11 protein-coding genes are annotated in these 10209 nt (G+C 71.8%); 3 read left to right on the plus strand and 8 right to left on the minus strand.

What is annotated here, in order from left to right:
• Position 1 precedes the first annotated feature (1 nt).
• Together ABZ374_RS42725 and ABZ374_RS42730 are read right to left on the minus strand one after the other, a co-directional pair.
• The gene (locus ABZ374_RS42725) at positions 2-907 is read right to left on the minus strand and encodes a VOC family protein (protein ID WP_360322937.1); all 906 of its coding nucleotides are present in this window, start codon (positions 905-907) and stop codon (positions 2-4) included.
• A gap of 156 nt (positions 908-1063) precedes the next feature.
• Positions 1064-1912, minus strand: a complete 849-nt coding sequence (locus ABZ374_RS42730) for an alpha/beta hydrolase (protein ID WP_360322939.1) — start codon at positions 1910-1912, stop codon at positions 1064-1066.
• Positions 1913-2244: 332 nt separating this feature from the next.
• Between ABZ374_RS42730 and ABZ374_RS42735 the strand changes: the two genes are divergently transcribed.
• On the plus strand, positions 2245-3699 hold the full coding sequence (locus ABZ374_RS42735) for an MFS transporter (RefSeq protein ID WP_360322941.1): 1455 nt from the start codon (positions 2245-2247) through the stop codon (positions 3697-3699).
• Positions 3700-3739: 40 nt separating this feature from the next.
• Here ABZ374_RS42735 and ABZ374_RS42740 read toward each other — a convergent pair whose 3' ends face one another.
• From ABZ374_RS42740 to ABZ374_RS42750, 3 genes are all read right to left on the minus strand, one after another.
• Entirely contained in the window at positions 3740-4351 is a 612-nt protein-coding gene (locus tag ABZ374_RS42740; RefSeq protein WP_360322943.1) for a TetR/AcrR family transcriptional regulator, read from the minus strand.
• Positions 4352-4361: 10 nt separating this feature from the next.
• Positions 4362-5186 (minus strand): IclR family transcriptional regulator, encoded by an 825-nt coding sequence (locus ABZ374_RS42745; protein ID WP_360322945.1) that lies wholly within the window; start codon positions 5184-5186, stop codon positions 4362-4364.
• A gap of 686 nt (positions 5187-5872) precedes the next feature.
• Complete coding sequence (locus tag ABZ374_RS42750; RefSeq protein WP_360322947.1) at positions 5873-6391, minus strand: PaaI family thioesterase; 519 nt, start codon at positions 6389-6391, stop codon at positions 5873-5875.
• A gap of 130 nt (positions 6392-6521) precedes the next feature.
• Between ABZ374_RS42750 and ABZ374_RS42755 the strand changes: the two genes are divergently transcribed.
• A complete protein-coding gene (locus ABZ374_RS42755; protein ID WP_360322957.1) occupies positions 6522-7004 on the plus strand; it encodes a helix-turn-helix domain-containing protein in 483 nt (160 codons plus the stop codon).
• Positions 7005-7049: 45 nt separating this feature from the next.
• On the opposite strand, the gene ABZ374_RS42760 is transcribed toward ABZ374_RS42755, so the two are convergent.
• Positions 7050-7967, minus strand: a complete 918-nt coding sequence (locus ABZ374_RS42760; protein WP_360322949.1) for a protocatechuate dioxygenase — start codon at positions 7965-7967, stop codon at positions 7050-7052.
• A gap of 385 nt (positions 7968-8352) precedes the next feature.
• Here ABZ374_RS42760 and ABZ374_RS42765 point away from each other — a divergent pair, with 385 nt between their 5' ends.
• Positions 8353-9561 (plus strand): PP2C family protein-serine/threonine phosphatase, encoded by a 1209-nt coding sequence (locus ABZ374_RS42765; protein ID WP_360322951.1) that lies wholly within the window; start codon positions 8353-8355, stop codon positions 9559-9561.
• A gap of 62 nt (positions 9562-9623) precedes the next feature.
• Here ABZ374_RS42765 and ABZ374_RS42770 read toward each other — a convergent pair whose 3' ends face one another.
• Both ABZ374_RS42770 and ABZ374_RS42775 read right to left on the minus strand, forming a co-directional pair.
• Positions 9624-9992, minus strand: coding sequence for a nuclear transport factor 2 family protein (locus tag ABZ374_RS42770; RefSeq protein WP_360322953.1), 369 nt, complete (start codon positions 9990-9992; stop codon positions 9624-9626).
• 32 nt (positions 9993-10024) lie between these two features.
• On the minus strand, positions 10025-10209 hold a 185-nt coding region (locus ABZ374_RS42775; protein ID WP_360322955.1), incomplete at its 5' end, for a hypothetical protein.

The raw sequence follows: 10209 nt of genomic DNA on the forward strand, positions 1-10209 counted from the left end.
GTCAGTCGGTCCCGGGGCCGGGCGGGGTGGCGAAGCGGTGGCCCCAGGTGCTGGGCGACTCGTAGTGGCTGACGGTCCAGTCCCGGTCGTCGATGACCCGGCCGTTGTAGCCGTATTCGATGTCGAAGCCGGAGGGGGTGCGGACGTAGAAGGAGGTCATCCGGTCGTTGCTGTGTTCGCCGATGGACAGCGGGATGGGCATCTCCTGTTCCTGGACGGCGTCCAGGGCGCGGCCGACGGCTTCCAGGGTGTCGACTTCGAGCATCAGGTGGCCCAGGCCCGAGGCCGGTGCGCCCGGGAGCGCGGCGAGGGCGATCGAGTGGTGACGCGGGTTGCAGTGCAGGAAGTGTGCGGACTGCGGGCCGAACGCGATCGTGTCGGAGAGCCGGAAGCCGAGGTGGTCGGTGTAGAAGGCGGCGGCCCCGGCGACGTCGTCGGCCAGCAGGAAGGTGTGGCCGATGCCGATCTCGCCGGCTGCGGTTTCGCCGGCGACGAAGGTGACACCGCGTGGCGAGGCGAAGCCGCTCTTGTCGACGGTCGCGCCCCAGTACGCCTCGATGGTGTTGCCGGTCGGGTCGCGGAAGGTGATCAGGCCGCGGACCCGGCGGCGTTCGGCCAGATCCGGGTCCTCGTGCACCTCGATACCGCCCGAGCGCAACGTGTCGGCGAGGGCTTCGAGCCGGTCGGCCGACCTGACTTCGAGGCCGAGGGCGACCAGGGACTGCGGGCCGGCGGGCTCGCCCGCCTCGATCGCCAGCCGCCAGGAGCGGCTGTCGGTCTTGAACAGAAGGGTGTCCGGGTCGGCCGAAGGGGCGGGTTGCAAGCCGAGGATCTCGGGGCCGAACCGCTGCCACGCCTCCAGGGGGCCGCGTACGACGACGTAGCCCAGGGCGCTCACGATGCTCATGGTCTGGTCCTGCTCCCTTGTTCGGTGGACCGTGCTGGGGAACGGCTTTTCGGTGGGGTGGTTCGGCTGGGGCGACCGGCAGATGCGGCGGTTCGCGGGTGGAACTGCCGTGCACCTAGCGGGCTTTCGGTGGGCGAGCGGCCGGTTCCGACCGGGCTAGACGGCGCCGGCGAGGAACGCACGGGTGACCGCCTGGAATCGCTCGGCCTGTTCGATCTGCGCCCAGTGGCCGCACTGCGGGACCAGGTACAGGCGGGCATTGGGGATCCGGCGGGCGAACCACTCGCTGCCCTCGGGCGGGACCATCACGTCCTCGCGGCCGTGCACGAGCAGCACGTCGTTGGTGATCCGCTTCAGGGCGATCTCGGGCAGTCCGGGACCGGCGCCGGGTGCCATGGCGAACGTCTGCCGGTGCGAACGCTCCACCTCGGGGCGGATCGCCACCGCCAGGCGCTCCTCGGCGATGGCGTCGAGCCGGTCGCCGAACAACGTGGGGTCGTACAGCATGAGAGAGATCAACTCGGCCATCGACCGCGCGGTGGGGTCGTCGTAGAAGGTGATCAGCCGCATGATGGCCGGCTGCGGTGTGGTCGCGTTGCCCGCTCCGGCAGCGCCCATCAGCACCGCCTTGCCGAACCGCTCGGGAGCGCGGACCAACAGGTGCAACGCGAGGGCGCCGCCCAGCGAGTTGCCGACCAGGTGGACCCGTTCCAGGCCCAACTCGTCGAGCAGGCCCAGGCAGGCCGTGACGTTCTGGCGGAGGCGGGAGCCGGGCGGGGTGTGCTCGGGGTGGCTGGAGTCGCCCCACCCGACCTGGTCCACGACCAGGCAGTCGTAGGTGTCGGACAGAGCCTCGATGGTGCCCGCGAAGTTCGACATGCCGGTGGCACCGGGACCCGAACCGTGCAGGAAGAGAATGGTCTCCGCGTTGCCCTGACCGGCGCGATCGACCCGGAGGGTGTACTCCCCCACCGGCACATCGGAGGTGACGATCGTATTGCTCATGTGTTCGGCTCCGTTGAGTGAGTCGCCTGGAGATCGTGCGTAGCGCGTGGATGTCCGGCGCGCGGCGCGGCGCGGGTGTCCGGTTCGCCGCCGCTTCGCCACGTCCGGGCGGGCGGGCGGTGGGGCCACCCACCGGCCCGGACGCGGCGTCGCGGCGATCGCATCCACTGGCTGTGAGTCTCCGTCGCGCGATCCGAACCGGGGTCGGATCGTTCCGGTGACCGGGACGGCGGCACACGGCGCGACCGGATCGCCATCGCATCCGCGTTCGGTCGTCCCGGCCGGCGGAACGAATCGCGCTTCGCCGCGCCGGGCGCCGGCACGGTGCGGCCATGCCAAGCCTTCAGGATCCGCCGGCCGCCCGGTCCGGCCCGCTGTTGTTCGCGCTGTGCTTCGCCGGGGTCGTGGCGGGCGCCGTACCGGCCGTCGTGGTCCCCGTACTGCCGGATATCGCGGCGGAGTTGCAGGTGTCGACCGACACGGCGAACTGGGCGGTGACGGCCGGCCTGCTCACCTCGGCGGTCACCGTCCCGGTGTTCGGCCGGATCGCCGACCTGAGAACCGGCCGGGGCGTACTGGTGTGTTGCCTGGCGGTGCTCACCCTCGGCGCCGTACTGTCCGCGCTCGCCTCCTCGTTCCCGCTGTTCCTGCTCGGGCGTGCCCTGCAGGGCACGGCGGGGGCGGTGTTCCCGCTGGCCGTCACCGTGCTGTATCGCGAGGTGGGCGGCGACCGGCTCACCTCGGCGGTGGCGCTGGTGTCCGGCACACTGGCGGTGGGCGGCGGGCTGGGTCCGGTGGCCGCCGGCCTGTTGGATCGGGTTTGTCCGGGCTACCGCGTGCTGTTCTGGGGATGTGCCGCGGTGGCGGCCGGCGCGGTGCTCCTGGTCGTGCTTTTCGTACCGCGTCGGACGGTGGTCGACCATGGCGGGCGGGTGGACGTCACGGGTGCCGCCGTGCTGGGCACGGGTCTCGTCCTGGTGATGTTGCCGCTGTCCCAGGGCGGCAGTTGGGGCTGGACGTCACCGGTCGTGCCGGCCGCGGCGGTTGCCGCGGCGGTCGTACTGGCGGTCTTCGTCCGGGTCGAACGCGGCCGTCGCGACCCGCTGTTGGCGCTGGACCTGTTGCGGCGGCGCCCGATCGTGGTGGCGAACGTGTTGTCCGCGCTGGTGGGGGCGGTGATGTACCTGGCGGTGCTGACGCTGACCCGACTCGTGCGCGGGCGGCCGGAGTCCGCGGGCTACGGGTTCGGCGCGTCGGCGCTGACCGCCTCGGTGGTGTACCTGCTGCCGATGACGATCGCGGCGATGATCGCCGCGCCGATCGGCGGCCGGTCGGTCGTGCGCTTCGGCGCCCGCTTCACCCTGGTGGCGGCCGGGGTTGCCGGGGTGGGCGGGTTCGGCGTGCTGACCGTGGCGCACGATCGGCCGTACCAGGTGGTGGCGGCGAGCTTCGCGATCGGCGTGATGGTGAGTCTGGGATACGCCGCGATCCCGTCGCTGTTGGCCCGGTTCGTGCCCGCGTCGCGGATCGGGATGGCCAACAGCGCGAACGCGTTGACGCGTTGGATCGGCGGCGCGGCCGCGAGCAGCTTCGTTGCGGCGGTCCTGGCCGCGTTCACCACGAACGGCGGGCCGCCGCGCGAGGGCGCGATCGTGCTGTTGTCGGGGTCGGGCGTGGCCGTGGCGCTGACCGTGGTCCTCCTGGCCCGCTTCGGCCTGCCCGCGCCGCCGACGCGGGGGTTGGTGCCGGCGGTCGCCAGGGTCGCCGGTCGCCGGTGTCGCCGGTAGGGGGTCTCCGGTAGGCGGTGGACGACCCGGCGACTGCAGGCTACGAGACGGTGGCCGGTCGGCCGGCGCTCTCGCTGATGGTGGCCAGGACCAGTTGGCGCAACCGGTGCACGCCGGCGGGGATGCCGACGGTCTCCGCGTCGGTGAACACCACCAGGCCGGCGGTGAACGACATGGTCAACTCGGCCAGTTCCAGCGCCAGTTCCTGCGGGTCGGGGACTCCGCAGTCGCGCGCGACCGGCTCGATCACCGAGATCAGCTCGGTGCGCACCCGGCGGCGGGCCTCGTGCACCAACGGCGTGATGGTCCCGTCCCCGTCCTCCTGGAGCTGCAGCAGGAACATCAGCCGCATGAACAGCACCCGGTCGCCGATCACGTGCGCGGCGGCGTCGTAGAACGCGCCGAGCCGGTCGAGCGGGCCGCCGGGCAGGTCGTCCACGGCCGGCAGCGACTCGAAGAACAATCCGGAGGAACGTTCGAACACCGCCGCCAACAGGCCGTATTTGTTGGTGAAGTGGTGGTAGATCGAGCCCACCGGGAAACCGGACGCCTGGCAGACCTGGCCCACCGTGACGTTCGCATAGCCCCGGGTGCTGAACAGGCGCTCGGCCGCGTCCAGGATCCGGTCCCGGTTGGCGCTCGTCTTGTCCATGGCCACCACCCTATCCACCGGCCGGAATCAGGTGGGCGGCCGAGGATGCCGTGATCGACCGGGAGATGGCGGCGGCCGTGCGACGCAGCGGGTCCACCAGTACGGTCCCGCTGCCCGCGGCGGCGGCGAAGGCGATCGACACCGCCGCGACGGCCCGCCCCGCGACCAGTACCGGCACCGCCACGCAGGCCAACCCGTCGACGGCCTCCTCCCGGTCGACGGCGTACCCGTCGACGCGCACGGCGGCCAGTTGGCGACGCAGGGCCACCATCGAGGTGAGCGACCGGGCGGTGCGCGGTGCCGGCGGCGCGGTCGACAACTCGGCGAGCGTGCGTTCCGTCGAGAACGCCAACATCGCCTTGCCGATCGCGGTGCACCGCGCCGGCAGCCGGCCTCCGACCAGCGCCGGGGAACGGTCGTACCGGCGACCGCGAAGCTTCTCCAGATACACGGCGTCCCCCTCGCGCAGGATCGCGAGGTGCAGCGTCTGCCCGGTCACCCGGTGCAATTCCTCCAGATGCACCAGGGCCGCGTCCCGCAACGCGACCTCCGGAGGCAGCGCCCCGAGCGAGAACATCCGCAGGCCCATCCGGTAGCCGTCGCTGTGCTGCTCGACCGCGCCGACCTCGACCAACATCGCCAACACCCGATGCGCGGTGGACTTGGGCAGCCCGCTGCGCCGCACGATCTGCGCGAGGGTCAGCACCCGCCGGCTGTGGCTGAAGACCCCCAACACCCGAAACGCCTTCCACAACACCGACGGCGCCAACGTCTCCCCGGTACCGGGCCCGGCCGCCGCCACGGTCCGAACGGCCACGCCCATGTCCTCGTCCATGTTCCGACTCCGATCACCGAGATCCTAGAATGAAGCCTCTAGAATCTATATTCTAGTCAAGGTAATCGCAGTCCCCCGACCGGTCAAACGGGTCGACCGAGCCCGGCGGGGCAAAGGGAGACGGGGCAAAGGGAGGCGGAGCACACGGCCCGAACATCCGGGTGGCAGATCGACTCGGCCCGGCGTCCGCCGTCCGGCGTGACGTGATCGCATCCTCGGCCGCGTCGAGAGCTCGGCTCCATCGACAGCGGCAGCAAGGAGGGCCACGGTGGTCCGCGGCGGCGAAACGGCGCAGGGCCCGGGCTACGGGGAAGGGCTTCCGGGCGCGGGACGTGCCGCGCGCGCCGCAGGCGGCCCGTCGGCTCCGGGCCGGTTCGGTCCGGATCGACGACCGGCACGACAGCCCGCGGCACACGCCGTTCGGCGGCTTCGGACGGTGCGGCGCGGCGGTGTGCGTCGCCGGCTCGGCGAGGATGCCCTCGCCGAGCTCACGGCGCTACCGGCCGGCACCGACGACCCGACGGGCGGTGTCGACCGATGGGCCTGCGAATCGGTGCTCGGCGCCCCGCCCGACGCCCGAGGGAACACCGCGTGCCCGCCGTCGCATCCGGGGCGGGGCCTGGTGATCCGGGCGAGTCGGCCGGTGGCGTCGTGGGTGGATCGTCATCGGGCCGGCGACGCGGCGGTCACTCCCCCGGCTTGCCGCTCGGGCCCGCGCCCGGGATCGGGAAGATCATGCAGCTACTCGTGGCGTGCGCGAGCAGGCGGTCGTTCGCGTCCAGCAGTTCGGCCTCCGCGAGCGCGGTGCGGCGGCCCTGACTGCGCACCCGGCCCACCGCGCGGATCCGGCCGGTGTCGAAGGTGATCGGACGCAGGAACTTCGTGGACAGGTCGAGCGAGGTGTAGGCCGTGCCCGCGGGCAACGTCGTGTGCACCGCGCAGCCGGCCGCCGAGTCCAACATCGTCGCGTAGACGCCGCCGTGCACGCTGCCGATCGGGTTGTAGTGCTCCTCACCGGGCGTCATGGAGAACACCGCGCGCCCGTGCTCGACCTCGTCGAGCGTGAAGTCGAGGGTGGCGGCTATCGGCGGCCCCGGAAGTCTGCCGGCGAGCATCGCCTTCAGGAAATCGAGGCCGGCCATGGACGCGGCGCCTGCCGCCGTGACCCCCGGGTCGTCCCACGTATACGTCCGCGACCTGCCCATGCCCCGTCCTCCGGTTTCCTCCCGCCGTGCCGTGGTGCGACGGGCCGTCCGTGCGTGGTGTGGCCGGCGCCGCGGACGGCGCCGACTGACTGCGATTTTCGAAGTCAGGTGTCAGACTACTCCCATGGACCTGAAGTGGCTGGACATCGACCCCTCGGAATGCCCGGTCCGACGGACGCTCGACCTGGTGGGCGAGAAGTGGTCGCTGCTGATCCTGCGGGACGCCGTCAACGGCGTGCGCAGGTTCGACGACTTCCGACGCCACGTCGGCCTGTCGGAGGCCGTGCTCGCCGACCGACTGCGCAAACTGGTCGCCGGCGGTGTGCTCGCCGCCCGGCCCTACCGAGAGCCCGGAGCGCGCACCCGCAACGAGTACCGGGTCACCGCGAAGGGCTGGGACCTGTGGCCGGTGCTGCTGGCCCTCAAGCAGTTCGGCGAGAAGCATCGGGCCGACCCGGCGGGACCGATGCTCGACATACGGCACGACGACTGCGGCGCGCCGGTCCGCGTGGTCGTCGCCTGCTCCGAGGGACACTCGCATCTGACGCATCGCGAGGTGACGGTGCGACCGGGCCCGTCCGCCCGTCCCCTCCGCACCTCACCCACCTGCTGAGCGCCCACCCGGCGCCGACGGGGTGACGCTGCGGCGCCCGGCGGCCTACTTGCCGTCCTGGTCGGGATCCGCGGCGAGCGTGATCACGCCCAGGTAGCCGTCGTCGTCCCGGACGACCTTGAGGAGCATGGTGGGCCGGTAGATGCCGTCGCCGTCGTTGAACGTGTCGCGGCCGGTGTGCCCGGCATACGGCTGTCGGGCGAAGACGGCGGTGTTGAGCGCCTCGTCCATCATCATCTGGGTGGTCAGCGTGCGTTGGTTGTCGACGTGCACCATGGCGTGGATGTGGACGGTACGGCCCCGGTACCAACCCGGCCAGATGGTGGTGAACTGCACGATGCCCTGGTTGTCGGTCACCTGGGCGCCCCGCAGGTAACGGTTGTCGTCCTGCGGTGTGAGGTCCCCCTGTCCCCCGCCGGCGCCCGGGGCGCCCGAGGGTGGTGCGCCGCCGGGTGCCCGGGAGGGCGGTACGCCGGCTCCGGACGGGGGCGTACCGCCCCCGGGACCGCCACCCCCGCCGCTCGGAGCACCACCTCCGGAGAGCGTTTCGGCTCCGGAGTAGAGGCCGGCCGCGTCGCAGTGCCAGATCTCCACCACCGCGTTCGGGATCGCCCGGCACGTCTCACTGTCCTGGACCCGGACGGCCAGCCGCAGCCGGACGCCCTCGCGTTCCTCGCGGATGTCGCTGCGGATCTTGTCGGCGTCGAAGTAGTACGGGCCCTGGGTGGTCTGCGGAGTGAGCGTGCAGGTGCTCGCCCCCTCGAACAGCTTGGCGACGTCCTGGGGGGTGGTGGCCCGGGGCGAGACCGTGGCAGTCGCTCCGGTCGTCGTGGTGGCCCGGGCCTTGCCGCCGCCGTCCGCTCCCGAGCAGGCGCCGAGCAGCGCGCCCAGGCCGATGCTGCCGATGCCCGCCAGCGCGGTGCGCCGGCTGACGCGTCGACCTTCGTCGTGGTCCTGGCTCATGGTCCGTCGATTCCTTCCGATTCCCTCGGGTCATCGGCAGCCTAGGAACGCGGCATGAGAGCCGGATGTGAGCCGGATGAGAAACGTCGTCATCAGACATGGGCAACCACCCTCCGCGCCACCGTGGTTCCCGCCCCCACACGGGTCACAGGCGGTTGCCGAGGCACCGCCGTGCAGCCGGTGGCCGGCTCCCGACGCCTCCTCGGGGCGGCCGAGGCGCACGTTCGGCGACGGTCCACACGAGCGCGCCCACCGCGTGGCTCGCGCCGGAGGTGTGCCCGGCCGAGTTCGGCCGGCCGCTCCGGTGTCGCCCGCGTCCGCCGCCACGAGCCGACGTGAGGGAGGACGGGATCGGTGTGAAACTGGGCAGGGAAGAGGTGATTCCGTGTCGGACACAGCGCGCGCGTCCTCGGATCCCGACACCATCGTCGACGAGAATCGGCTGGACGAGCTGATCAGCGAGGCCCAGACCGCCCTGCCGGTCGAACTGCCCGCCCTGGCGAACCGGTGCGCCCGCGCCCTCGGCCTGGACACCGCGTCGGTCTACCTCGTCGACCTCCAGCAACAACTGCTCATCCCACTCGACGAGGCCCAGGAGTCGCTGCCGGTGGACCACTCCTCGGCCGGCTGGGCGTACCGCACGGTCTCCGTGCAGGTGGTCGGGGCCGAGGACGGATTGCTCCTCTGGATGCCTCTGGTCGACGGCGCGGAGCGGCTGGGCGTGCTGGCGGTGCGGACCGCCTCGCTCGACGGGGTGCGCATGCGTCGCAGCCGGATGCTGGCCCACGTGTTCGCCATGCTGATCACCTCGAAGCGCGCCTACAGCGACTGGCTCGCCGCCCGCACCCGCACCGCGACCATGGCGATGCCCGCCGAGATGCTGCGGGCCTTCCTGCCACCGCGCACCATCGGCAGCAGCAGGTGTGTTTCGACCGCGGTCCTGGAACCGGCGTACGACGTGGCGGGCGACGCCTTCGATCACTCGGTGGTCAAGAACATCCTGCACACCATGATCCTCGACGCCATGGGTCACGATCTGACTGCCGGCCTGACCACGTCGGTCGCCATGGCGGCGGCCCGCAACGCCCGCCGGGGCGGTGCCGATCTGGCCGATGTCGTCGACTCCGTCGACCATGCGCTCGCCCGGTGGCTGCCGGACCACTTCTGCACGGGGGTGCTGTGTCGGCTCGACGCCGAGACCGGGGTGCTGCGCTGGGTCAATTGCGGTCATCCCCCACCGCTGCTGATCCGGGCCAGGCGGGTGCTCGGCCGGGCGTTGGAGAGCCCCCCTCAGCCGCCGATCGGCCTGGCCGGTCCACTCGCCCCGGCGGCCCGACAGATCCACGAGACGACCCTGGAACCGGGCGATTGTGTCCTGCTCTACACCGACGGTGTGGTGGAGGCTCGCGACGCGGACGGTGCGGAGTTCGGCCTCGACCGGTTCACCGACTTCATCATCCGCTCCTCCTCCGCCGGACAGCGGCCGGCGGAGGTGCTGCGGCTGCTCATCCACGCCATTTTGGACTACCAACGCAACCGACTACGGGACGACGCGACCATCCTGCTCTTCGAATGGAGTCCGCAGCTCCGATGACGCCACGCCGTCGGCGCCGCGACCGTCGACGCTCGCGCCGGGCCGCGGGTCCGTCCGGGCGATCAGTCGTCGAAGTAGGCCCGCGCCACGGCGTAGCTGTCCTCGTAGAGGTGGTAGCGGGTGATCCGTCCCTCTCGGACCGTGGTGTGCAGGGCGAACGCGGTGTCGATGTCGCGGCCCGTCTTCCGGACCTCGGAGACCATCCGCCCGATGAAAACCACGTCGTCGCCCTCGGCGACGACCTGGTGGAGGTCGAACTCCTTGGCCCGCACGTGGGTCCGGAGCAGTTCGAAGAACGTGCGCATGCCGTCGGCCGAATCGACCTCCGGTACCCATGGAATGCCCGGCGGGTGCGGAATCGAGAACGACACCGAGTCGGCGAACAATCCCGCCGCCTCTGCGGTCCTGCCCTCGGCCAACAACGGGAACAAGCGTTGAACGGTCTGTGCCGGCGACTCCGCTGTCATGTGGTTCGGCCTCTTCCGTCCGGGCGATCGCGTCGCGGATGCGGTTCGCCGCACATGGTACTGCGGCGTCCCTCGCAGGGGTGTGAACCGGCGGCGGGATGCGTGCGTCGCAGGCCGACGGCGAAGGTCAGCGTGTACGCGGCGGCGATCCACTGCAGCCCGGTCGAACCGCCGCCCAGGT

The sequence above is a fragment of the Embleya sp. NPDC005971 genome (genome assembly GCF_040629175.1).
GTDB lineage: Bacteria > Actinomycetota > Actinomycetes > Streptomycetales > Streptomycetaceae > Embleya.

Coding starts and splice junctions, on each gene's coding strand:
- ABZ374_RS42725 (WP_360322937.1), bottom strand. CDS start 907: ATGAGCATCGTGAGCGCCCTGGGCTACGTCGTCGTACGCGGCCCCCTG.
- ABZ374_RS42730 (WP_360322939.1), bottom strand. CDS start 1,912: ATGAGCAATACGATCGTCACCTCCGATGTGCCGGTGGGGGAGTACACC.
- ABZ374_RS42735 (WP_360322941.1), top strand. CDS start 2,245: ATGCCAAGCCTTCAGGATCCGCCGGCCGCCCGGTCCGGCCCGCTGTTG.
- ABZ374_RS42740 (WP_360322943.1), bottom strand. CDS start 4,351: ATGGACAAGACGAGCGCCAACCGGGACCGGATCCTGGACGCGGCCGAG.
- ABZ374_RS42745 (WP_360322945.1), bottom strand. CDS start 5,186: ATGGACGAGGACATGGGCGTGGCCGTTCGGACCGTGGCGGCGGCCGGG.
- ABZ374_RS42750 (WP_360322947.1), bottom strand. CDS start 6,391: ATGGGCAGGTCGCGGACGTATACGTGGGACGACCCGGGGGTCACGGCG.
- ABZ374_RS42760 (WP_360322949.1), bottom strand. CDS start 7,967: ATGAGCCAGGACCACGACGAAGGTCGACGCGTCAGCCGGCGCACCGCG.